Here is a 23,451-nt window from a genome sequence, read left to right as displayed (position 1 = left end):
CCGTACAGTAACAGCTTGTATGGACAGGAAAAAGACAGGTGCTTAATGCGCGGTTAATTGTGGGGGCTGTCTGCGCCGATCTATGGAAATATCAAAAAAATGACAGGCGAAAAAAAGCCCCTGAAATTCAGGGGCTCTTTGTCAGTGCGGCTGGTAGACCGTGAGCATCTGCCCAGGCTTGAGCGCTTTGCCGGCGCCCGGATTCCAGCGCTTGAGGTGTTGCATCTCGACGTTGAAGCGCTTGGCCACGACGTACAGCGTGTCGCCACGTTTGACCTTGTATTGGGTCTGCTGCTTGCTGTCGTCCTTGTCTTTGGCCTTGCTGCTGGTCTTGCTGTTGGCAGCGACGACCGTATTGATGCGTCCGCCACTCTTGCGGGTAGGCGTGCGCTGGGTAGTGTCGCGCATGACCAGGGTCTGGCCGACCTTGAGGTTCTTGCCGGTCAGCTTGTTCCAGCGTTGCAGGTCCTTGACCTCGACCTTGTTGGCCTTGGCGATGGAGCCGAGGTTGTCGCCACGCTTGACCCGATAGGCGCGCTTGGCCTGGGCGATTTCGCTCGGGTCGGCGCCTTCGAACACCGGTTTCAGCGAACGCGGGCTGATCAGCTCTTCAGGACGCATGGTCTGCAGGCTGGCGGTCAGCAGTTGGGCCTTGGAGGTCGGCACCAGCAGGTGCTGCGGGCCGTCGATGGTGGTGCGCTGCTTGAACGCCGGGTTGAGCTGGAACAGCTCGTCTTCATCGATGTTGGCCACCGCCGCGACCTTGGACAGGTCCATGCGCTGGTTGATTTCGACGACCTGGAAATACGGTTCGTTGGCGATCGGGTTGAGGTTCACGCCATAGGCTTCAGGCGTCAGTACCACTTGCGAGAGCGCCAGCAGTTTCGGCACGTAAGCCTGGGTTTCCGCCGGCAGCGGCAGGTTCCAGTAGTCGGTCGGCAGGCCGAGCTTTTCGTTGCGCTCGATAGCGCGGCTGACCGTGCCTTCACCGGCGTTGTACGCGGCCAGGGCCAGCAGCCAGTCACCGTTGAACATGTCGTGCAGGCGGGTCAGGTAGTCCATCGCTGCCGTGGTCGAGGCAGTAATGTCGCGACGGCCATCGTAGAAACGGGTCTGGCGCAGGTTGAAGTAGCGCCCGGTGGACGGGATGAACTGCCAGAGGCCCACTGCGTCGGCCCGGGAATAGGCCATCGGGTTGTAGGCGCTTTCGATGACCGGCAGCAGCGCCAGCTCCAGCGGCATGTTGCGTTCTTCGAGGCGCTCGACGATGTAATGAATGTAGAGGCTGCCGCGTTCGCCGGCGTTCTCGAGGAAGGAAGGGTTACTGGCGAACCACAGGCGCTGTTGCTCGATGCGCGGGTTCACGCCCAGACCTTCCTGCAGCTGGAAACCACTGCGCATGCGCTCCCAGATGTCCTGAGGCACCTGCGGGCTGGGCTTTTCGGACAACCAGATAGGCTTCTGCTTGGCTCGCGCAGCAATGTTCGGCGTATGTGTCGCTTCAGTCTGCGGAGCGTGGCTGGAACAGCCCGCCAGTGTGGCGGACACAGCCACCGCGATGGCTTGCGCCAGGCGGGTCAAAGCATCTGAATTGACGGACTTACGTATGGATGACGACATTGGCTGGAAGTAAGTTCCGGGCAAAAATGTCGGGCGATTCTAGAAAGCGCACCCCCTGCGGTCAACCATTCAGAATTTTTGTACCAAGCGGTGAGCCACTTAGAACGTATCTTTCCATGCCCGCAGAGCCGCAAAAACCTCACTCGGCGCCCGGTTTTGAGGGCCGTTCCGTTCGTCCACTTTTTGTGTAACTAATATTTCACCGGTGCGCAAAAAGGGGTTTGTGAGCTTTTCCAGCGCGAGAGTCGAGGGCAGGGTCATCACACCGTTGTCACGTTGCTGGCTGACTTTTTCCAGACGGGCGGCGATGTCCCGGTTGCCCGGCTCCACGGCGGCGGCAAATTTCAGGTTGCTCAGGGTGTATTCGTGGGTGCAGTAGACCAGCGTGTCTTCCGGCAGCGCCGCCAGACGGCTCAACGACTGGTGCATCTGTTGCGGCGTGCCTTCGAACAGGCGGCCGCAACCGGCAGCGAACAGGGTGTCGCCACAGAACAGCAGGCCATGATGGTAGTAGGCGATGTGTCCCAGGGTGTGGCCAGGCACGGCGTAGACGTCGAAGTCCCAGCCGAGCACGCGCACCGTGTCGTTGTCCTTGAGGGCCACGTCACGCCCCGGGATGCTTTCGCTGGCCGGCCCGTAGACCGTGGCGCCGGTAGCCTTTTTCAGCGTCTCGACGCCGCCGACATGGTCGTGGTGATGGTGGGTGATGAGGATGTCGCCGAGCACCCAGCCCGGATGCGCGTCGAGCCACGCCTGCACGGGGGCGGCATCCCCCGGATCGACCACTGCGCAACGCTGGGTGGCATGATCCTGTAACAACCAGATGTAGTTGTCGGTGAAGGCGGGCAGGGCACTGATCTGTATCATCGTCGAATTCGCCAAGCGGGTAACATTGGCGCATCTTAGAGGTTCCTGGCGTGTTGGAGAATGCAATGATCGATAAAGCGTTCGCTCAGGCCGATCCTGACTGGCTCGCGCTGATCGGTGCAGCCCGTGAATGGCTGTCCGGCCCCCTCGGGCAATTTCTACTGGACGAAGAACGGCGCATGCTCGAAGACGAGCTGGGCCGATTCTTCGGCGGCTATCTGGTGCATTACGGCCCGTCCGCCGAAACACCGCCGTCGGCGCCGCAGGTGCAGCGCAACGTGCGGCTTGGCGCGCCGTTGCCGGGCGTGGAGATCGTCTGCGAAGAACAGGCCTGGCCGTTGAGCGAGCACGCCGCCGACGTGGTGGTGTTGCAGCACGGCCTGGATTTCTGCCTGTCGCCCCACGGACTTTTGCGCGAAGCGGCCAGCAGCGTGCGCCCCGGCGGGCATCTGCTGATCGTCGGCATCAACCCCTGGAGTACCTGGGGGCTGCGCCATGTATTCGCCCATGACGCTTTGCGTCAGGCGCGCTGCATCTCGCCGTCACGGGTGGCGGACTGGCTCAACCTGCTGGGCTTCGCGCTGGAGAAACGCCGCTTCGGGTGCTATCGTCCGCCGCTCGCGTCACCCAAGTGGCAGGCCCGTCTGGCCGGCTGGGAACGCAAGGCTGGCGACTGGCAACTGTCGGGCGGCGGCTTCTATCTGCTGGTTGCGCGCAAGATCGTGGTCGGCCTGCGTCCGGTGCGTCAGGAACGCCGCGAGCCGATGGGCAAGCTGATTCCGCTGCCGATGGCCAAGGTCAACCGCCGGCGCATCGAACCGTAAAACCTTCTTTTATTGATGGCCGGGTCAATCCCGGCCTCGGCCATTGTCGATCCGTGATCGGCGAGGCCACGCATTTTTTCTGGATAGACTGGCATGAGCGAAAGCGTCGATAGCGTAGAACTGTTCACTGACGGCGCCTGCAAGGGCAACCCCGGCCCGGGCGGCTGGGGCGCCCTGTTGGTGTGCAAGGGCGTTGAAAAGGAACTGTGGGGCGGCGAAGCCAACACCACCAACAACCGCATGGAGCTGCTTGGCGCAATTCGCGGCCTGGAAGCCCTCAAGCGTCCGTGCGAAGTGCTGCTGGTGACCGACTCGCAATATGTGATGAAAGGCATCAACGAGTGGATGGCCAACTGGAAGAAGCGCGGCTGGAAAACCGCCGCCAAGGAGCCAGTGAAAAACGCCGACCTGTGGAAAGAGCTCGACGAGCAGGTCAACCGCCACAAGGTCACCTGGAAATGGGTCCGCGGTCACATCGGCCACCACGGCAACGAACGCGCCGACCAGTTGGCCAACCGTGGGGTGGATGAGGTTCGCGGTTACAAGCAGAGCTGAATCCTTCCCACTGAAACACTCCCGGCGAGCGTGTTAACATCGCCGCTTTTGCACGATTGACCCCCGTTGAGAGCTGAACACTGATGGCCACCAGATCCGTTGTACTCGATACCGAAACCACCGGCATGCCGGTGACCGACGGCCACCGGATTATCGAAATCGGTTGTGTCGAGCTGATCGGTCGACGCCTGACGGGCCGACACTTTCACGTTTACCTGCAACCGGATCGCGAGAGTGATGAAGGCGCGATTGCCGTTCACGGCATCACCAATGAATTCCTGGTCGGCAAGCCGCGTTTCGCCGAAGTGGCCGACGAGTTCTTCGAGTTTATCAACGGCGCGCAGCTGATCATCCATAACGCGGCGTTCGACGTTGGCTTCATCAACAACGAATTCGCGCTGATGGGCCAGCAGGATCGCGCGGACATCACGCAGCACTGCACGATCCTCGACACCCTGATGATGGCCCGGGAACGTCACCCGGGTCAGCGCAACAGCCTCGATGCCCTGTGCAAACGCTACGGCGTCGACAACTCCGGCCGTGAGCTGCACGGCGCATTGCTCGACTCGGAAATTCTCGCCGACGTCTACCTGACCATGACCGGTGGCCAGACCAGCCTGTCGCTGGCCGGCAACGCCTCCGACGGCAATGGCACGGGCGAGGGCGCTGACAACTCCGCCACCGAAATCCGCCGTCTGCCGGCGGATCGCAAACCGGGGCGAATCATTCGCGCCACCGAAGCCGAGCTGGCCGAACATCAGGTGCGTCTGGAAATCATCGCCAAGTCGGCCGGCGCCCCGGCGCTGTGGACCCAGCTGCTGGAAGCTGAAGCTGAAGCTCAAGCGTAAGGCACTAAAGGATCGTCCGAACACCAAGCCATGTGCGGGCGATCCTTTGTTTTTGGCAGTACTGACAACTGGCCACCCTCGCCACATCCGCTCCGACCCTCTACCCTGAGGACATTGGCAGATCACTCTCCGCCGCCTCAGGACACTGAGCCCCATGTACAAAGATTTGAAGTTCCCGGTGCTGATCGTCCACCGCGACATCAAGGCCGACACGGTTGCCGGTGACCGCATTCGCGGAATCGCCCGAGAGCTGGAGCTGGAAGGTTTCAGTATCGTTTCGGCCACGGACTACACCGAAGGCCGGCTGGTGGCGTCAACCCACCATGGTCTGGCGTGCATGCTGATCGCCGCCGAAGACGCCAGCACCAACTCCCACCTGTTGCAGAACATGGCCGAACTGATCGGTCTGGCCCGGGTGCGGGCGCCGGATCTGCCGATCTTTGCCCTTGGCGAGCAAGTCACCCTGGAAAACGCCCCGGCCGATGCCATGGCCGAGCTCAACCAGTTGCGCGGCATTCTCTACCTGTTCGAAGACACCGTGCCGTTTCTCGCCCGGCAAGTGGCGCGGGCGGCGCGCAAATACCTGGACGGGCTGTTGCCGCCATTCTTCAAGGCGCTGGTGCAGCATACGGCCGATTCCAATTATTCCTGGCACACCCCCGGTCATGGCGGTGGTGTGGCGTATCACAAGAGTCCGGTGGGGCAGGCGTTTCACCAGTTCTTCGGGGAAAACACCCTGCGATCCGATTTATCGGTGTCGGTGCCGGAGCTGGGTTCCTTGCTCGACCACACCGGGCCACTCGCCGAGGCGGAAGCGCGAGCCGCGCGCAATTTCGGCGCCGATCACACCTTTTTCGTGATCAATGGCACCTCGACCGCCAACAAGATCGTCTGGCATTCGATGGTCGGGCGCGATGATCTGGTGCTGGTGGATCGCAACTGTCACAAGTCGGTGTTGCACGCGATCATCATGACCGGCGCGATTCCACTGTACCTGTGCCCGGAGCGCAATGAGCTGGGGATCATTGGTCCGATTCCGCTCAGTGAATTCAGTCGCGAATCGATTCAGGCCAAGATCGATGCCAGCCCGCTGACCAAGGGCCGCGAGCCGAAAGTCAAACTGGCGGTGATCACCAATTCCACATACGACGGCCTTTGCTACAACGCCGAGCTGATAAAGCAGAGTCTGGGCAACAGCGTCGAAGTCCTGCATTTCGACGAAGCCTGGTACGCCTACGCGGCGTTTCACGAATTTTTTGCCGGCCGTTACGGCATGGCCACCTCGCGCAGCGAGGACAGTCCGCTGGTGTTCACCACCCATTCCACCCACAAACTGCTGGCGGCGTTCAGCCAGGCCTCGATGATTCATGTGCAGGACGGCGGCGCGCGGCAACTGGATCGCGACCGGTTCAACGAAGCGTTCATGATGCACATCTCGACGTCGCCGCAGTACAGCATCATTGCTTCGCTGGACGTCGCCTCGGCGATGATGGAAGGCCCGGCCGGACGCTCGCTGCTGCAGGAAACCTTCGACGAAGCCCTGAGCTTTCGCCGGGCCCTGGCCAATCTGCGTCAGCACATCGCCGCTGACGATTGGTGGTTCTCGATCTGGCAGCCACCGGGTGTCGAGGGCATCGACCGGGTGCAGACCGAGGACTGGCTGCTGCAACCGGATGCGGACTGGCACGGTTTCGGCGAGGTCAGCGACGACTACGTACTGCTCGACCCGATCAAGGTCACCCTGGTCATGCCGGGCCTGACCGCTGGCGGCGCTTTAAGCGACAAGGGTATTCCGGCGGCAGTGGTCAGCCGTTTCCTGTGGGAGCGCGGGCTGGTGGTGGAGAAAACCGGCCTGTATTCATTTCTGGTGCTGTTCTCCATGGGCATCACCAAAGGCAAGTGGAGCACGCTGTTGACCGAACTGCTGGAGTTCAAGCGCAGCTACGACGCCAACGTCAGCCTCGACACCTGCCTGAAGTGTGTCGCCCAAGAGGATCCTGTGCGCTATCGCGGCATGGGCCTGCGCGATCTGTGCGATCAGCTCCACGCCTGCTACCGCAGCAACGCCACCGCCAGACACCTCAAGCGCATGTACACCGTGCTGCCGGAAATCGCCATGAAACCGGCCCACGCCTACGACCAACTGGTGCGCGGCGAAGTCGAGGCGGTGCCGATCGATGAGCTGGAAGGCCGGGTCGCAGCGGTGATGCTGGTGCCGTACCCGCCGGGCATTCCGCTGATCATGCCCGGCGAACGTTTTACCGAATCCACGCGCTCGATCATCGAATACCTCAGGTTTGCCCGCACGTTCGACACAACGTTTCCGGGGTTCGTAGTCGATGTGCACGGTCTGCAACACGAAGATGAGGGCAATGGGCGGCACTACACCGTCGATTGCGTCAAGGAATGAGGGCTTTTCCGAGTATGCAACCGGTCATGAATCCGAAATACCCAGGGCTGTCGGTGCGGGTCGCCGACGACAGTTTTGCCGAATATATCTGGGGCAGCGATTTCAGTTTCGAGGTGGCCGCCTACGGCGCGGCCGAAATCGGCAAGCCTGTGGCGCAATGGGCCGTGACCGCCATCGTGCCGTATCGCAAGTGCTACGGCATCGATCCGGAGGAGTTCAGCAGTTTTCGCGACGCCGCCGACAGCGCGATCTTCATGGCGTATCTGGAGGACGAGCCGGTTGGTCATCTGGTGATCAGCACCAACTGGAACGGCTTTGCCCATATCGATGAACTGGCGGTGCACGCCCCGGCGCGGCGCCATGGGGTGGCTAAAGCCTTGCTCGACGTGGCGCAGTTCTGGAGCCGCAAGAAAAAACTGCCGGGAATCATGCTGGAAACCCAGAACAACAACCTTGGCGCCTGTCGCCTGTATGAGCGTTGCGGGTATGTGATCGGCGGCATCGACCACCTGCGTTATCGCGGAATCGATCCGAACACCGCCGAAGTAGCGCTGTTCTGGTATCGATTGTTCGATAACCCGCTGGAGCATCCGATCAGTTCGCCAGCATCGCCTCGGCTTGTTCCGTAACGATCCCAAGCAGCGTCTGTATCGCCGCTGACGGCGTGGCGTGTTTGAAGGTCAGGGCATACAGGCTGATCGGCACCGCCGGCGACAACGGGCAAACATCGAGACCGCCCGCCCGTGCACCGAGGGCGGTGAACGGGTCGACGATCGCCAGGCCTTCGCCGGCCTCGACCATGCTGCGCATCATCTGGTGGGTCTGCACCCGGGTCTGGATGGTCGGCGCCGGGCGCAGGGCCTGAAGCTTGTTTTCCAGGGCCGGGCTCAACGGGTCCTGACCTTCGAGGCCGACCATCGCCTGACCGGCCAGATCCTGCAGGGAAATGTACTTCTGCTTCGGTTGCAGCCAGCCGTGGGGCGCGAGCAACTGCAATTTGCCTTGGGCCATTGGCTGGCAATGGATATCGGGGTGTTGTGGATCGTGCAGGCTCAGGCCCAGATCGCTGTCGCGCAGCAGCAGGTGGCGGACGATGTCGCGGGTCGGTTCACTGAGCAGGGTGCAGGGCACGTCGGGCAGGCGCCGGCGCAGGGCGGCGAGGCTTTGCGGCAGCAGTTGCTGGGCCAGCGGCGGGGTGCCGATGATCCGCAGGGGTGGGGCGAGGTATTGCTTGAGACTGCTGGCCAGCCGTCGCACCGGCTCCAGCGCTTCATAGATGTGGCCGATCTCGACTTGCAGCGCCCGGGCCTCCGGGGTTGGCTGAAGTCGTCCGCGTACGCTGGCGAACAGCATGAACCCGAGTTGACTCTCGGCTTCGCGCAAACGCTCCTCGACCTCGGGCGCCGCTAGTTGCAGCCATTCGGCGGCGGTGCCCACGTGACCGGTCTGCAAAAGCGCCTGAATCACCTCGATATGACGTAAACGCATGCGTGAAGTCCATGTCCGGCCGTTGGGGTCAGTGGCTGAATCCTACCCCAACTCGGCGCGGATGACTTCTGCTCATAACGATCGGTTATGAAGCGACCGATGGCTCGGGTTCGCGGATCAGGGTGATGCCCGACTGAACCAGCAAAAACTCGTTGTCGTCGATCTTGTTGACGCGGTCGCCAATCGCCAGTTTGTAGGTGGTAACGGGCTCCGTGCCGGTGAAACCGTCTGCCGACGGGTTGGATTCCTGGAACTCATGCACGGAATAAACGCGGCCTTCCGCATCTCTTGCATGGAACTGACCGACGAGTACTGCTGCCATCTGCTTAGAACCTCTGGAGATAAAACGCTTGATTTGCGGCTTGGTAGACCTTCATCGAGCTTGGTAAGTTTTCCTACAGGAAAAAAATAATCCAGACGCGGGAAATAACCTTCGGCGTCTGGTGAAATCGTCACCGGATCATCTATAACTAGTGGCTCCTCCCACGGACAGTCGAGAGTCTTCCAATGAGCAATGTCTATAACGTCGCAGTAGTGGTCGGCAGCCTGCGCAAGGCGTCCATCAACCGCAAGGTCGCCCTGGCGCTGGCGGAACTGGCACCGGCCAACCTCAAGCTGAACATTGTCGAAATTGGCGATCTGCCACTCTACAACGAAGACATCGACGGCGATTCACCGCCGGCAGCCTACAGCACTTTCCGGCAAAAAGTGGGTTCATCCGACGCTCTGCTGTTTGTCACCCCGGAGTACAACCGCTCGGTGCCGGCGCCTTTGAAGAACGCGATCGATGTCGGTTCGCGGCCATATGGCAAGAGTGTCTGGAGCGGCAAACCGGGGGCGGTGATCAGCGTTTCGCCGGGTGCCATCGGCGGTTTCGGTGCCAACCAGCATCTGCGTCAGTCTTTTGTTTTCCTCAACGTGCCTTGCATGCAGCAGCCGGAAGCCTATCTGGGCGGCGCGGGCACGGCATTCGACGAGGCGGGCAAACTGAACGAGTCGGTGAAGCCGTTCCTGCAAAGTTTCATCAATGCGTTTGGTGAGTGGGTGGCGCAACACAAGAAGTGATCCACTGAATTTTCTGACAAGATATCGACCCTGTGGGAGCGAACCTGCTCGCGAAGGCGGTGTATCAGCTGGCATATCAGTTGAATGACACACCGCAATCGCGAGCAGGTTCGCTCCCACAGGTTTTTGTTGTGGCTTGTTTTCTTAACCTGACTGAAGGCTGTCGCGAATGCTCGCTGCGTCACTGATTTTCCTGCTGACCATTACCCTGGTGATCTGGCAACCCAAAGGCCTCGGGGTCGGCTGGAGTGCAACGTTCGGCGCCATCATCGCGCTGATTTTCGGTGTGGTGCACCTGAGCGACATCCCGCTGGTGTGGCAAATCATCTGGAACGCCACCGGCACGTTCGTGGCGCTGATCATCATCAGTCTGCTGCTCGACGAAGCCGGCTTTTTCGCTTGGGCGGCCCTGCACGTGGCGCGTTGGGGCCGGGGCAGCGGACGCAAGCTGTTTGCCTTCATGGTGCTGCTCGGCGCGCTGGTGTCGGCGCTGTTCGCCAATGACGGCGCAGCGCTGATCCTCACGCCGATCGTGATTTCCATGCTGCTGGCCCTGCGCTTTTCCCCGGCGGCGACTCTGGCGTTCGTCATGGGCGCGGGGTTCATTGCCGACACCGCGAGCCTGCCGCTGGTGGTGTCGAATCTGGTGAACATCGTCTCGGCCGACTTTTTCCACATCGGTTTTAACCGCTATGCGGCGGTGATGGTGCCGGTCAACTTCGTCAGCGTCGCCGCCACGCTGGGCATGCTGCTGTGGTTCTTCCGCCGTGATATTCCCAAGGCTTACGACCCGGAACAGCTTGAACACCCGGAAACCGCCATCCACGACAAAGCCACGTTCTACGCCGGTTGGGCGGTGTTGGTGATTTTGTTGATCGGCTGTTTCGCGCTGGAACCGCTGGGGATTCCGATCAGCGCGATCTCGGCGGTGTGCGCGGCGCTCTTGCTGGCGATTGCCGCGCGCGGGCACAAGATCTCCACGCGCAAGGTCATGAAAGAGGCGCCGTGGCAGATCGTGATTTTCTCGCTGGGCATGTACCTGGTGGTCTACGGACTGCGCAATGCCGGGCTCACCGATTATCTGGCCGGGTGGCTCGATGTGTTCGCCGTTCACGGCGTATGGGGTGCGGCGATGGGCACCGGGGTGCTGACGGCCTTGTTGTCATCGATCATGAACAACCTGCCGACGGTGCTGGTCGGGTTGCTGTCGATCGATGCCAGTCAGGCCAGCGGTGTGGTGAAGGAGGCGATGATCTACGCCAACGTGATCGGCAGTGACCTGGGGCCGAAAATCACCCCGATCGGCAGTCTCGCGACCTTGCTTTGGCTGCATGTGCTGGAGCGCAAGAACATCCGGATCGGCTGGGGTTATTACTTCAAGGTCGGGATCGTACTGACGGTGCCGGTGTTGCTGGTGACGCTGGCCGCACTGGCGGTGCGGTTGTCGGTTTAATTCTGCCCCGGCACGTTCGGCCACAGATCCGACACCAGAAACAGCCGCTCGGCTTCTTCCCATTCGCCCCGGGCGTTTTCGGTCAGGCGTACCATCAGTTGCGCCGGGGCCAGCGGTTCGAGTTCATCGAGCCAGGCCTGCAAGTGTCCGTTGCTCCAGGTCTGGTCCGCCGGGTAGTGCGCCGGCGCCAGCCAGGCGTGGCGGGGCAGGGGTTGCCAGCGTCCGTCCGGGCGCTGGGCGACAAACGCCGGCCAGTCTTTCTGATGCAGCCAACTGCCACGCAAATGCTGCGGGTGGGCGCCGCTGGGCGGCACGGACTGACCGGGCCACGGATACAGCAAGTATCCGCCCAGCCACAGTTGCGCGCTGAACGACCTGACATCCAGCGCCGCCAGCACTTCGCGGCTTTCCGGGCGCGCGGAGATCGGCAGCTGATGTTCGCTCAAATGCGCCAGTTTGCGATCCAGTCGATCATGACAACCCGGCCCCAGCCACGACGCCGGATCATGACCGTCGCCGTTCTGCGGGCCGAGGTAGAGCTTGATGGCCAGTTCCAGGTGGTGCACGCCGTCGCGATCGCGCAGCAGCATGTCCAGCTCGCCGAGGGTGTGGCCTTCGCGGCGGATCGGCAGGTTGGCGGCGATCAGTTCGATGCCCGGCGCGTGTTTCACCGCAAATTGCCACAACCGCTCGTAATACAGGCCCAGGCGCCGGGTGCGGGCCTGGGACAGCCAGTGCAGCAGGCCGTAACTGTCGCGGTCGAGCTGGCGCAGCCAGTGTTCCAGGCGCTCGGGGTCGCCGACCCAGTCGCTGCCCGCCAGCGGATGGCGCTGCGGCCATGGGGTTGCGGCGAGCATCGGCGGGGCGAGGATCACCCACGCCAGATCGCGCACCTCGGGGTGGCGTAACTGGTGGGGCAGCTGAAGCAAATCGGGAAATAGGATCATCTTGCGAGCATAGCCTCAAACACCGGCGCATCCTCGGGGCTGAAAGGATTTTGTCTATCCGGCGCTTTCGCCCATAATCGTGCTTTTCGCCGTCTCAGTCCCCCGCAGGAGTCCCATGGAGCAATTTCGTAATATCGGCATCATCGGTCGCCTGGGCAGCTCCCAGGTGCTGGATACCGTCCGCCGACTGAAACGCTTCCTGCTCGATCGTCACCTGCACGTGATTCTCGAAGACACCATCGCCGAAGTCCTGCCGGGCCATGGCCTGCAAACTTCGTCACGCAAGATGCTCGGCGAAGTCTGCGACATGGTCATCGTGGTCGGCGGTGACGGCAGCCTGCTCGGCGCGGCACGGGCACTGGCCAAGCACAATATTCCGGTGCTCGGGATCAACCGTGGTAGCCTCGGCTTTCTCACCGACATCCGCCCCGACGAGCTGGAAATCAAGGTTGCCGAAGTGCTCGACGGCCATTATCTGGTGGAAAACCGCTTCCTGCTGCAGGCCGAAGTCCGTCGTCACGCCGAGGCCATCGGCCAGGGCGATGCGCTGAACGACGTGGTGCTGCACCCGGGCAAATCGACGCGGATGATCGAGTTCGAGCTGTACATCGACGGCCAGTTCGTCTGCAGCCAGAAGGCCGACGGCCTGATCGTGTCGACCCCGACCGGTTCTACCGCATACGCGCTGTCCGCCGGCGGCCCGATCATGCATCCCAAGCTTGACGCTATTGTGATTGTGCCGATGTACCCCCATACCTTGTCGGGCAGACCGATCGTGGTCGATGGCAACAGTGAGCTGAAAATCGTCGTGTCCAAAGATATGCAGATCTACCCGCAGGTCTCCTGCGACGGGCAGAACCACTTCACCTGCGCGCCGGGCGACACCATTACCGTCAGCAAGAAAGCACAGAAGCTGCGGCTGATCCATCCGCTCGACCACAACTACTACGAAGTCTGCCGCACCAAGCTCGGCTGGGGCAGCAAGTTGGGTGGTGGAGGCGACTGATGCTCGATCCCGCGCGCAGTTATGACCTGATTGGTGACGTGCACGGATGCGCCCTGACCCTGGAACACTTGCTGGACCGTCTCGGTTACCACAAGCAGGGCGGGGTCTGGCGACATCCATCGCGCATGGCCGTGTTTGTCGGCGACATCATCGACCGTGGCCCGCGGATTCGCGAGGCGCTGCACATCGTCCACGACATGGTCGAGGCCGGTCAGGCGTTGTGCATCATGGGCAACCACGAGTTCAACGCCCTCGGCTGGAGCACCCCGGCGCCTCCGGGCAGCGGCAAGCAGTTCGTGCGTGAACACACCCCGCGCCATGCCCGATTGCTGCACGAAACCCTGACCCAGTTCGAAGACCATCCGGGCGACTGGCACGACTTCCAGCAGTGGTTCTACCAACTGCCGCTGTTCGTCGACGCCGGACGTTTCCGCGTGGTGCATGCCTGCTGGGATGCCGGCCTGATAGAGCCGCTGCGCGCGCTGTTCCCCGATGGCTGCATCGACGAGCACTTCCTCCAGGCCTCGGCCGTACCGGGCAGTTTCGCCTGTACCGTGTTCGATCGCCTGCTGCGCGGCACCGACATGCGCCTGCCGGATGGCCTGACCATGACCAGCGGCGATGGCCTGGTGCGTTCGTTTTTCCGTACCAAGTTCTGGGAAGACGATCCGCAGACCTACGGCGACATCGTGTTCCAGCCCGACGCACTGCCGGAACCGGTGGCGCAAAAACCGCTGACCTCCAGCGAAAAGAATTCCCTGCTGCGCTACGGTATCGATGAGCCATTGCTGTTCGTCGGCCACTACTGGCGCAGCGGCAAACCGGCGCCGATCCGGCCGAACCTCGCGTGCCTGGATTACAGCGCGGTGCTCTACGGCAAACTGGTCGCCTATCGTCTGGATCAGGAAACCCGCCTCGATCCGCATAAATTTGTCTGGGTCGACGTCGAGCGGCCGGAGGTGCTGCGATGAGTGCCATAGCCGTCTTGCGTGTGCCGTTGGCGGCGGACCTGAGTGGGTTCGTCAAACTGCTGCAACGCATGCAAGTGCCCCATCGCGTCAGTGAAGAGGCGGGCGAGCAGGTGTTGTGGGTGCCCTCGGAAATCAGCGACGACGTACGTTCGCTGTACGAGCGTTTCCCGGCGGGTGATCCGGATCAGCAGCTGGAAATTCCGTCGGCGCCGACGCTCAAGCGCCCGAGCTTCGCCGAACAACTGAAACATGCCAAAGCCACCGGATTCATTCTGCTGCTGAGCCTGATCGTTGGCGGGTTGACCTTTCTCGGCGACAACCTCGAGACGATGCGCTGGCTGACCTTCCTCGATTTTCGCGTGGTTGGCGACTACATCCACTTCACACCCCTGGCCGACAGCCTGGCGGCGGGGCAGTGGTGGCGCCTGTTTACGCCAATGCTGATCCACTTCGGCATCCTGCACCTGGCCATGAACGGCATGTGGTACTGGGAGCTGGGGCGGCGCATCGAGTCGCGCCAGGGCAGCGTCAACCTGATCGGCCTGACGCTGCTGTTCGGCCTCGTTTCCAACTATGCGCAGTTCGCGTGGGGCGGCCCGAGCCTGTTCGGCGGACTGTCCGGCGTACTTTACGGATTGCTCGGTCACTGCTGGATCTTCCAGCTGCTGGCGCCGAACCCGGCCTATCGCCTGCCGCGCGGCGTGCTGGCAATGATGCTGGTGTGGTTGCTGGTGTGCATGTCCGGGCTGATCTCGATGATCGGCTTCGGCGAAATCGCCAACGCTGCCCACGTCAGCGGGTTACTCATCGGATGCTTCACCGGTTTGTTGGGCGGTTTGTACAACCGCCGTAAACTGGCCGCCTGAATTTTTTGAATAAAGAGCACGGAGACCCTGATGTCCTCTTTTAACGATTTGATTAAGAACATCACCCCGGATATCTACCAGAGCCTGAAGCTGGCGGTAGAGATCGGTAAGTGGTCGGACGGTGGCAAGCTCACCGCCGAACAGCGTGAACTGTCGTTGCAGGCGATGATCGCCTGGGAAATGCAGAACCTGCCCGAAGAAGAGCGCACCGGTTACATGGGCCCGCAGGAATGTGCGTCGAAGTCGATTGAAGTGCCGAACATCCTGTTCAAGTCGGACGCCCTCCATTGATCGAGATCGGCCGCGGTGCAATCAGCAAAATGTCGGCGCGCCTGGACGGGCCGAACGTGCAGTACGCGTTTCGTCTGGATGACGTCGAGGTGCCGGTCAACCCGTTGATCGGCAGCACGGTGCGTCTGGAATACCTGGGGGCGATCCACTGCACCCATTGCGGGCGCAAGACCAAGACCAGTTTCAGTCAGGGTTACTGCTACCCGTGCATGACCAAACTGGCTCAGTGCGACATCTGCATCATGAGCCCGGAACGCTGCCACTTCGATGCTGGCACCTGCCGTGAGCCTGAGTGGGGCGAGAAGTTCTGCATGACCGACCACGTCGTCTACCTGGCCAATTCGTCGGGGATCAAGGTCGGCATCACTCGCGCCACCCAGTTGCCGACCCGCTGGCTCGACCAGGGCGCCAGTCAGGCGCTGCCGATCATGCGCGTTTCGACGCGGCAGCAGTCGGGTTTCGTCGAAGACCTGTTCCGCAGCCAGGTGGCGGACAAGACCAACTGGCGCGCCTTGCTCAAAGGCGACGCGGCGGCGGTGGATCTGGCGCAGGTGCGCGATCAACTGTTCGAAAGCTGCGCCCCGGGTCTGCAAGGTTTGCAGGAGCGATTCGGTCTCCAGGCCATTCAGACCATCGCCGATGTCGAGCCGCTGGAAATCCGCTACCCGGTCGAGCAGTACCCGGCCAAGATCGTCAGCTTCAACCTGGACAAGAACCCGATTGCCGAAGGCACGCTGCTGGGGATCAAGGGCCAGTACCTGATCTTCGACACCGGCGTGATCAACATTCGCAAGTACACGGCCTATCAGCTCGCCGTGCATCAATAAGGACTTCAGCATGCGCACCGAACAACCGAAGATGATTTACCTGAAGGACTATCAGGCGCCCGAGTACCTGATCGATGAAACACACCTGACCTTCGAGTTGTTCGAGGACCACAGTCTGGTCCACGCGCAACTGGTGATGCGCCGCAACCCGGCCCGTGGCCCGGGCCTGCCGCCGCTGGTGCTCGATGGCCAGCAGCTGGAATTGCTCTCGGTGACCCTGGCAGACCAGGAACTGAGCGCGAGCGATTACCAACTGACTGAAAACCACCTGACCCTGCAACCGGCCAGCGAAACCTTCACGGTCGACACCAGCGTCAGGATCCACCCGGAAACCAACACTGCACTGGAAGGCCTGTACAAGTCCGGCACGATGTTCTGCACCCAGTGCGAGGCCGAAGGCTTCCGCAAGATCACCTATTACCTCGACCGCCCGGACGTGATGAGCAAGTTCACCACCACCGTGGTCGCCGAGCAGCACAGCTATCCGGTGCTGCTGTCCAACGGCAACCCGATCGCCAGCGGCCCCGGCGAAGACGGCCGGCACTGGGCGACCTGGGAAGACCCGTTCATGAAACCGGCGTACCTGTTTGCGCTGGTGGCCGGTGACTTGTGGTGCGTTGAAGACAGCTTCACCACCATGACCAACCGCAACGTGGCGCTGCGCATCTACGTCGAGCCGGAAAACATCGACAAGTGCCAGCACGCCATGAACAGCCTGAAGAAGTCGATGCGCTGGGACGAAGAGGTCTACGGTCGCGAGTACGATCTGGACATTTTCATGATCGTCGCCGTGAACGACTTCAACATGGGCGCGATGGAGAACAAGGGCCTCAACATCTTCAACTCCAGCGCCGTGCTGGCCCGTGCCGAAACCGCTACCGACGCCGCGCACCAGCGCGTTGAAGCGATCGTCGCTCACGAATACTTCCACAACTGGTCGGGCAACCGCGTGACCTGCCGCGACTGGTTCCAGCTGTCGCTCAAGGAAGGCTTCACGGTGTTCCGCGATGCCGGTTTCTCCTCTGACATGAACTCGGCCACGGTCAAGCGCATTCAGGACGTGGCGTACCTGCGTACCCACCAGTTCGCCGAAGATGCGGGTCCCATGGCCCACGCCGTGCGCCCGGACAGCTTCATCGAGATTTCCAACTTCTACACCCTGACCGTGTACGAAAAGGGCTCGGAAGTGGTCGGCATGATCCACACCCTGCTGGGCGCCGAAGGCTTCCGCAAAGGCAGCGACCTGTACTTTGAACGCCACGACGGCCAGGCCGTGACCTGCGATGACTTCATCAAGGCCATGGAAGATGCCAACGGCGTCGACCTGACCCAGTTCAAGCGCTGGTACAGCCAGGCCGGCACACCTCGTCTGGCGGTGAGCGAGTCTTACGACGCCGCCGCGAAAACCTACAGTCTGACCTTCCGCCAGAGCTGCCCGGAAACCCCGGACAAGGTTGAAAAACTGCCGTTCGTGATCCCGGTGGAGCTGGGCCTGCTCGACAGTCAGGGCAACGAGATTGCCCTGCGTCTGTCCGGTGAAGCCTCGGCCCAAGGCACTAGCCGAGTGATCTCGGTGACCGAAGCCGAACAGACGTTCACCTTCGTCGACATCGCCGAACAGCCGCTGCCGTCGTTGCTGCGTGGCTTCTCGGCGCCGGTGAAACTGAGCTTCCCGTACAACCGCGATCAGCTGATGTTCCTGATGCAGCATGACACCGACGGTTTCAACCGCTGGGATGCCGGTCAGCAACTGTCGGTGCAGGTGCTGCAAGAGTTGATCGGCCAGCAGCAGAAGGGCGAAAGCCTGGTGCTCGACCCACGTCTGGTTTCCGCGCTGCGCACCGTGCTGTCGGACGAGTCGCTGGATCAGGCGATGGTCGCGGAAATGCTCTCGCTGCCAAGCGAAGCCTACCTGACCGAAATCAGCGAAGTCGCCGACGTGGACGCGATCCACACCGCCCGCGAATTCGCCCGTCAGCAACTGGCGGACAATCTGTTCGAGGCGCTGTGGCTGCGTTATCAGGCCAACCGCGACCTGTCGAAGCAAACCCCGTACGTGGCCGAGGCCGAGCACTTCGCCCGTCGCGCGTTGCAGAACATCGCGCTGTCTTACCTGATGCTCAGCGGCAAGCCGGAAGTGCTGGCGGCAACGCTGGAACAGTTCGACAGCTGCGACAACATGACCGAGCGCCTGACCGCGCTGGCGGTGCTGGTCAACTCGCCGTTCGACGAGCAGAAAGCGACCGCACTGGCCAGTTTCGCCGAGCACTTCAAGGACAATCCGCTGGTCATGGATCAGTGGTTCAGCGTGCAGGCCGGCAGCACCTTGCCGGGCGGTCTGGAGCGGGTGAAAGCGCTGATGCAGCACCCGGCGTTCAACATCAAGAACCCGAACAAGGTGCGTGCGCTGGTCGGTGCGTTCGCCGGGCAGAACCTGATCAACTTCCACGCGGCGGACGGTTCGGGTTATCGCTTCCTGGCGGATCTGGTGATCGAACTGAACGGCTTCAACCCGCAGATCGCGTCGCGTCAATTGGCGCCGCTGACGCGCTGGCGCAAGTATGACGGCGCTCGTCAGGCGCTGATAAAGGCGGAGCTGGAGCGGATTCTGGCGTCCGGTCAGTTGTCCAGTGATGTGTATGAAGTGGTCAGCAAAAGCCTTGCTTGACGCTGTTTCAGGGCAATAAAAAAACGCCGCTCGATGAGCGGCGTTTTTTGTGGGTGGATGAAAAAGGTTTATTGGCGCAAATCAAACCGATCCAGATCCATCACCTTCGCCCAAGCGGCAACGAAGTCGTTGACGAACTGTTCCTTCGCATCGGAGCTGGCATACACCTCTGCCAGCGCCCGCAGCACCGAGTTGGAACCGAACACCAGATCGACCCGGGTCGCCGTCCACTTCACGCTGCCGGTTTTACGGTCGCGGCCTTCGAACTCGGTTTTCGACGTCGGTTTCCATTCCACGCCCATGTCCAGCAGGTTGCGGAAGAAATCGTTGGTCAGTGATCCGGGCTTGTCGGTAAAGACCCCGTGTTTCGTCTTGCCGACGTTGGTGTCCAGCACGCGCAGGCCGCCGATCAACACGGTCATTTCCGGCGCCGAAAGCGTCAGCAGTTGCGCCTTGTCGATCAGCAACGCTTCGGCCGGCACGCGATAGGTGTTGGCGGCGTAGTTGCGGAAGCCGTCGGTGTGCGGTTCGAGGAAGCCGAACGACTCGACGTCGGTTTGCTCCTGAGTCGCATCGGTGCGCCCCGGATTGAACGGCACAGTCACCGTGTGCCCGGCGTTTTTCGCTGCTTGTTCGACACCGGCATTACCCGCCAGCACAATCAGGTCCGCCATCGAGACTTGCTTGCCTGCCGCACCGGCGTTGAACTCGTTCTGAATGCCTTCGAGGACTTTCAGCACCTTGTCCAGTTGCTCCGGTTGGTTGGCCTGCCAGAACTTTTGCGGTGCCAGACGCAGACGTCCACCATTGGCGCCGCCGCGTTTGTCCGAACCCCGGAAGGTCGATGCGGCCGCCCAGGCGGTGGAGACCAGTTCCGAAACGGACAGCCCCGACGCCAGTACTTTGCCTTTCAGCGCCCTGATATCGCTGTCGTCCACCAGTGGATGGTTGGCCTCGGGAATCGGGTCTTGCCACAGCAGTTCTTCTTGAGGCAATTCCGGGCCGAGATAACGCGACAGCGGGCCCATGTCACGGTGAATCAGCTTGTACCAGGCGCGGGCGAAGGCGTCGGCCAGTTGATCGGGATTGGCCAGGAAGCGCCGCGAAATCTTCTCGTAGGCCGGGTCGAAACGCAGGGCCAGGTCGGAGGTAAGCATGGTCGGGTCGATGCGTTTGTTCGGGTCGTGGGCGTGGGGAATGGTGCCGGCCCCGGCGCCGTTTTTCGGTTTCCACTGATGGGCACCGGCCGGGCTCTTGGTCAGTTCCCATTCGAAGCCGAACAGGTTTTCCAGATAGTTGTTGCTCCACTTTGTCGGGGTGGTGGTCCAGGTCACTTCCAGGCCGCTGGTGATGGTGTCGGCGCCTTTGCCGGTGCCGAAGCTGTTTTTCCAGCCCAGGCCTTGTTCTTCGAGGCCGGCGGCTTCCGGTTCCGGGCCGACGTTATCGGCGGGGCCGGCGCCGTGGGTCTTGCCGAAGGCGTGGCCGCCGGCGATCAGGGCGACGGTTTCCTCGTCGTTCATGGCCATGCGGCCGAAGGTTTCGCGGATATCCTTGGCCGAGGCCACCGGGTCGGGATTGCCTTCCGGGCCTTCCGGGTTCACGTAGATCAGGCCCATCTGCACGGCGGCGAGCGGGTTCTCGAGGTTGCGTTCGCCCTGATTGGTGCGGCTTTCCTCATTGCCGTGTTCGGCAGGTTCCGCGACCAGTGTTCCTTCGCCCGGCGGCTGCATGGATTCCGGGTCCTTGCCGTAGCGATTGTCGCCGCCCAGCCATTTGTTTTCCGAACCCCAGTACACATCTTCGTCCGGCTCCCAGACGTCCGCGCGGCCACCGGAGAAACCGAAGGTCTTGAAGCCCATCGATTCCAGCGCGACGTTGCCGGTGAGAACGATCAGGTCGGCCCAGGAAATGTTGCGGCCGTATTTCTGCTTGATCGGCCACAGCAGGCGGCGGGCCTTGTCGAGGCTGACGTTGTCCGGCCAGCTGTTGAGTGGGGCGAAGCGTTGCTGGCCGGAGCCGGCGCCGCCACGGCCGTCAGCAGTGCGATAGGTGCCGGCGCTGTGCCAGGCCATGCGGATGAAGAGCGGGCCGTAGTGGCCGAAGTCCGCTGGCCACCACTCCTGGGAGTCGGTCATCAGCGCCGTCAGATCGCGTTTGAGAGCCTGGAAATCCAGGCTCTTGAAAGCCTTGGCGTAGTCGAAGTCCTTGCCCATCGGATCGGATGCGGGCGAGTGCTGACTCAGGATTTTCAGGTTCAGTTGATTCGGCCACCAATCGCGGTTCGTCGTGCCACCGCCGGCGGCGTGATTGAACGGGCATTTCGATTCATTTGCCATGTTCGGGTCCTTATCAGGTCTTCTGCGGCCGGCTCGTGCCGACTTCGGAGTAGTAAGGCTAGACCCGACTCGGCGAGTCAGCTAATAGGCCGACTATTGGAGCGTGATAGGCGCAGTCTCTTACGCGACGAGCCGGGAGCGTGGGCCGGGCAGGGCGCTGAAATGCCCGTGCTTGAGCGATGGTTTGCAATTGTGGGGAAGAAACGTGATGGCCATTGGAAATGTTATTGTATAACATAAAAATGATTTCATCTGATCGATGCCAGTAATACACCCTCTGTAGCGCCGGCATTGATCCTCACTTTTCTGCCTGACGGATTTCTTAAATGCCTTCCCGTTTCCACACCTACCAACCCCGCCTGACGCTCATGGCCTCGGCGCTGCTGATCGCTTTGCCCGCATTCGCCGCCGACCCGCTGGAACTGCAACCGCAAGTCATCACCGGCAATCCGCTGGGCAGTCAGACCCTGGCCTCGCCTTCGACCGTGTTGAGCGGCGATGACCTGACGCTGCAGCAAAAGGGCAGCCTCGGCGAAACCCTGAACAAGCAGCCGGGTGTGTCGTCGTCCTACTTCGGCCCGGGTGCCAGTCGGCCGATCATTCGCGGGCAGGACGGCGATCGCATTCGCATCCTGCGCAACGGCGTCGGCGCGCTGGACGCCTCGTCGCTGTCCTACGATCACGCGGTGCCGCTGGATCCGGTCAACGTCGAGCGCATCGAAATCGTCCGTGGCCCGGCAGCCTTGCTGTACGGCGGCAGCGCCATCGGCGGGGTGGTCAACACCTTCGACAACCGCATCCCGACCGAAGCCATCGACGGCATTCACGGTGCTGGCGAGTTGCGCTACGGCGGCGCCGACACCACCCGCAGCAGCGCCGGCAAACTCGAAGCCGGTAACGGCCAGTTCGCCTTGCACGTGGACGCCAGCGCCCGCGAATTCAATGACCTTAAAATCCCCGGCTACGCCAAGACCAGTCGTGAGCGGGCGAACGACGATGGCGATTCGAAGAAGCATCGGCTGGCCAACAGCGATGGTCGTCAGGACGGCGGTGCTGTGGGCGGGTCGTACACCTGGGATGACGGTTACGCGGGGCTGTCGTACAGCAATTACGATTCGAACTACGGCTCGCCGGCCGAAGACGACGTGCGCATCCGCATGGAGCAGGAGCACTACGCGTTTGCCTCGGAAATTCGCAACCTCGACGGCCCGTTCAGCTCGGTGAAGTTCGACGCCGGCTACACCGATTACCAGCACCGCGAAATCGAGGGCGGCGAGGTCGGCACCACGTTCAAGAACAAGGGCTACGAGGCGCGGGTCGAGGCCCGGCATCAGCCGCTGGGGCCGTTCAACGGGGTGATTGGTGCGCAGGTCAGTCGCAACGAATTCTCGGCGCTGGGCGAAGAAGCCTTCGTGCCGCACACCGATACCGATGCCGGTGCACTGTTCATTCTCGAAGAGCTGCAAGCCACGGATCGCCTGCTGTTCACCCTCGGCGGACGCCTTGAACACACCACGGTCGACCCGGACGCCAAAGGCAACGAGCGTTTCGCCAATGCCGATCGCTCCAGCAGCTTCACCGCCGGCAGCCTGTCATCCGGCGCGGTGTACACGCTGACGCCGGTCTGGTCGGTCGCCGCCACGCTGGGCTACACCGAACGCGCGCCGACGTTCTATGAGCTTTACGCCAACGGCGCCCACGTTGCCACCGGCACTTATGAAGTCGGGGATGCGGGGCTGTCGAAAGAGAAAGCCGTCTCCAGCGACCTGGCCCTGCGTTTCGACAACGGCACCCACAAGGGCAGCGTGGGCGTGTTCTATAGCCACTTCTCTAATTACATCGGCTTGCTCAGCACCGGACGCACGCTGAATGACGAAGGGGAGGAGGACGCCGACGGCATCCCCGAATACACCTACTCCGGCGTGCGGGCGCGCTTCAGCGGTATCGAAGCGCAGGATCGCTGGACCCTTGGCGAAAATGCCTACGGCAAGTTTGCGCTGGAGCTGTCGGGCGACTACACCCGCGCCAAGAACCTCGACAACGGCCAGGACCTGCCGCGCATCGCACCACTGCGGTTGAACACCGGTCTGTTGTGGGAGCTGGATCGCTGGGAGGCACGGATCGATGTGGAACACGCCAGTTCCCAGCACCGGGTGCCGGACAACGAAAGCAGCACCGACGGCTACACCACGCTGGGGGCTAATGTGGGTTATCACTTTGATGTTGGCCAGAGCAAATGGCTGGCCTTCGTCAATGCCGAGAACCTGACCAACCAGACCGTGCGTTACGCCAGCTCGATCCTGCGCGATATTGCACCGGCAGAAGGGCGCAGCATTCAGGTCGGACTGCGTACCACCTTCTGATCGTTCACACCGGACGGGCGCCAGCGTCGTTGCGACGCTGGCGTCG

Annotated in this window: 20 protein-coding genes; 14 read left to right on the top strand and 6 right to left on the bottom strand. The window is 61.9% G+C overall.

Annotation, left to right across the window (positions count from 1 at the left end; translation table 11 throughout):
- Positions 1–141: 141 nt before the first annotated feature.
- Both CAF74_RS27245 and gloB read right to left on the bottom strand, forming a co-directional pair.
- The gene (locus CAF74_RS27245) at positions 142–1,620 is read right to left on the bottom strand and encodes a transglycosylase SLT domain-containing protein (RefSeq protein ID WP_085748399.1); all 1,479 of its coding nucleotides are present in this window, start codon (positions 1,618–1,620) and stop codon (positions 142–144) included.
- Between the two features lie 99 nt (positions 1,621–1,719).
- Positions 1,720–2,487, bottom strand: a complete 768-nt coding sequence (gene gloB / locus CAF74_RS27240; protein WP_085748416.1) for a hydroxyacylglutathione hydrolase — start codon at positions 2,485–2,487, stop codon at positions 1,720–1,722.
- 65 nt (positions 2,488–2,552) lie between these two features.
- Between gloB and CAF74_RS27235 the strand changes: the two genes are divergently transcribed.
- The 5 genes from CAF74_RS27235 to CAF74_RS27215 all read left to right on the top strand — a co-directional run bounded on the left by CAF74_RS27235 (position 2,553) and on the right by CAF74_RS27215 (position 7,753).
- A complete protein-coding gene (locus CAF74_RS27235) occupies positions 2,553–3,311 on the top strand; it encodes a methyltransferase domain-containing protein (RefSeq protein ID WP_007956935.1) in 759 nt (252 codons plus the stop codon).
- Positions 3,312–3,404: 93 nt separating this feature from the next.
- Entirely contained in the window at positions 3,405–3,866 is a 462-nt protein-coding gene (rnhA, locus tag CAF74_RS27230) for a ribonuclease HI (RefSeq protein ID WP_003224162.1), read from the top strand.
- A gap of 83 nt (positions 3,867–3,949) precedes the next feature.
- Positions 3,950–4,714 carry a DNA polymerase III subunit epsilon gene (gene dnaQ / locus CAF74_RS27225; RefSeq protein WP_085748398.1) on the top strand — a complete coding sequence of 255 codons (765 nt, stop codon included), beginning with the start codon at positions 3,950–3,952 and terminating at the stop codon, positions 4,712–4,714.
- A gap of 154 nt (positions 4,715–4,868) precedes the next feature.
- Positions 4,869–7,124, top strand: coding sequence for an Orn/Lys/Arg decarboxylase N-terminal domain-containing protein (locus CAF74_RS27220; RefSeq protein WP_064382285.1), 2,256 nt, complete (start codon positions 4,869–4,871; stop codon positions 7,122–7,124).
- A gap of 14 nt (positions 7,125–7,138) precedes the next feature.
- Complete coding sequence (locus CAF74_RS27215) at positions 7,139–7,753, top strand: GNAT family N-acetyltransferase (RefSeq protein WP_085748397.1); 615 nt, start codon at positions 7,139–7,141, stop codon at positions 7,751–7,753.
- Here CAF74_RS27215 and CAF74_RS27210 read toward each other — a convergent pair.
- Together CAF74_RS27210 and CAF74_RS27205 are read right to left on the bottom strand one after the other, a co-directional pair.
- Positions 7,719–8,612 (bottom strand): LysR family transcriptional regulator, encoded by an 894-nt coding sequence (locus CAF74_RS27210; protein ID WP_085748396.1) that lies wholly within the window; start codon positions 8,610–8,612, stop codon positions 7,719–7,721. The two genes, CAF74_RS27215 and CAF74_RS27210, sit on opposite strands and share 35 nt — an antisense overlap.
- Before the next feature lie 85 nt (positions 8,613–8,697).
- On the bottom strand, positions 8,698–8,934 hold the full coding sequence (locus tag CAF74_RS27205) for a hypothetical protein (protein ID WP_007956926.1): 237 nt from the start codon (positions 8,932–8,934) through the stop codon (positions 8,698–8,700).
- Between the two features lie 185 nt (positions 8,935–9,119).
- Between CAF74_RS27205 and CAF74_RS27200 the strand changes: the two genes are divergently transcribed.
- Positions 9,120–9,677 (top strand): NADPH-dependent FMN reductase, encoded by a 558-nt coding sequence (locus CAF74_RS27200; RefSeq protein WP_007956924.1) that lies wholly within the window; start codon positions 9,120–9,122, stop codon positions 9,675–9,677.
- A gap of 169 nt (positions 9,678–9,846) precedes the next feature.
- Positions 9,847–11,130 (top strand): arsenic transporter, encoded by a 1,284-nt coding sequence (locus CAF74_RS27195; RefSeq protein ID WP_085748395.1) that lies wholly within the window; start codon positions 9,847–9,849, stop codon positions 11,128–11,130.
- Here the strand turns inward: CAF74_RS27195 and CAF74_RS27190 are convergent.
- Positions 11,127–12,077 carry a DUF1853 family protein gene (locus CAF74_RS27190; RefSeq protein WP_085748394.1) on the bottom strand — a complete coding sequence of 317 codons (951 nt, stop codon included), beginning with the start codon at positions 12,075–12,077 and terminating at the stop codon, positions 11,127–11,129. The two genes, CAF74_RS27195 and CAF74_RS27190, sit on opposite strands and share 4 nt — an antisense overlap.
- Positions 12,078–12,192: 115 nt before the next feature.
- On the opposite strand from CAF74_RS27190, the gene CAF74_RS27185 reads away from it, so the two are divergent.
- Genes CAF74_RS27185 through pepN form a run of 6 tightly spaced genes read left to right on the top strand, consistent with a single transcriptional unit; the run spans position 12,193 to position 18,706 of the window.
- On the top strand, positions 12,193–13,083 hold the full coding sequence (locus tag CAF74_RS27185) for an NAD(+) kinase (protein ID WP_007956919.1): 891 nt from the start codon (positions 12,193–12,195) through the stop codon (positions 13,081–13,083).
- Positions 13,080–14,054 (top strand): metallophosphoesterase, encoded by a 975-nt coding sequence (locus CAF74_RS27180; protein WP_173892803.1) that lies wholly within the window; start codon positions 13,080–13,082, stop codon positions 14,052–14,054. Before CAF74_RS27185 ends, CAF74_RS27180 begins: the two co-directional genes overlap by 4 nt.
- Positions 14,051–14,920, top strand: coding sequence for a rhomboid family intramembrane serine protease (locus CAF74_RS27175; RefSeq protein ID WP_085748392.1), 870 nt, complete (start codon positions 14,051–14,053; stop codon positions 14,918–14,920). The genes CAF74_RS27180 and CAF74_RS27175 overlap by 4 nt, the downstream gene beginning before the upstream one ends.
- Before the next feature lie 30 nt (positions 14,921–14,950).
- The gene (locus CAF74_RS27170; protein WP_011333626.1) at positions 14,951–15,211 is read left to right on the top strand and encodes a YeaC family protein; all 261 of its coding nucleotides are present in this window, start codon (positions 14,951–14,953) and stop codon (positions 15,209–15,211) included.
- Complete coding sequence (locus CAF74_RS27165) at positions 15,208–16,038, top strand: DUF2797 domain-containing protein (RefSeq protein ID WP_085748391.1); 831 nt, start codon at positions 15,208–15,210, stop codon at positions 16,036–16,038. The genes CAF74_RS27170 and CAF74_RS27165 overlap by 4 nt, the downstream gene beginning before the upstream one ends.
- A gap of 10 nt (positions 16,039–16,048) precedes the next feature.
- Positions 16,049–18,706 (top strand): aminopeptidase N, encoded by a 2,658-nt coding sequence (pepN, locus tag CAF74_RS27160; protein ID WP_085748390.1) that lies wholly within the window; start codon positions 16,049–16,051, stop codon positions 18,704–18,706.
- Between the two features lie 68 nt (positions 18,707–18,774).
- Here pepN and katG read toward each other — a convergent pair whose 3' ends face one another.
- A complete protein-coding gene (gene katG, locus CAF74_RS27155; RefSeq protein WP_085748389.1) occupies positions 18,775–21,042 on the bottom strand; it encodes a catalase/peroxidase HPI in 2,268 nt (755 codons plus the stop codon).
- Between the two features lie 326 nt (positions 21,043–21,368).
- Here katG and CAF74_RS27150 point away from each other — a divergent pair, with 326 nt between their 5' ends.
- The gene (locus CAF74_RS27150) at positions 21,369–23,405 is read left to right on the top strand and encodes a TonB-dependent receptor (RefSeq protein WP_085748388.1); all 2,037 of its coding nucleotides are present in this window, start codon (positions 21,369–21,371) and stop codon (positions 23,403–23,405) included.
- The last annotated feature ends 46 nt before the right edge of the window (positions 23,406–23,451 follow it).

Source organism: Pseudomonas sp. R45(2017) (genome assembly GCF_002112305.1).
GTDB classification, from domain to species: Bacteria; Pseudomonadota; Gammaproteobacteria; order Pseudomonadales; family Pseudomonadaceae; genus Aquipseudomonas; species Aquipseudomonas paraglycinae.
Note: the sequence above shows the minus strand (reverse complement) of the source record. Positions and strands in the feature narration are given on the sequence as shown.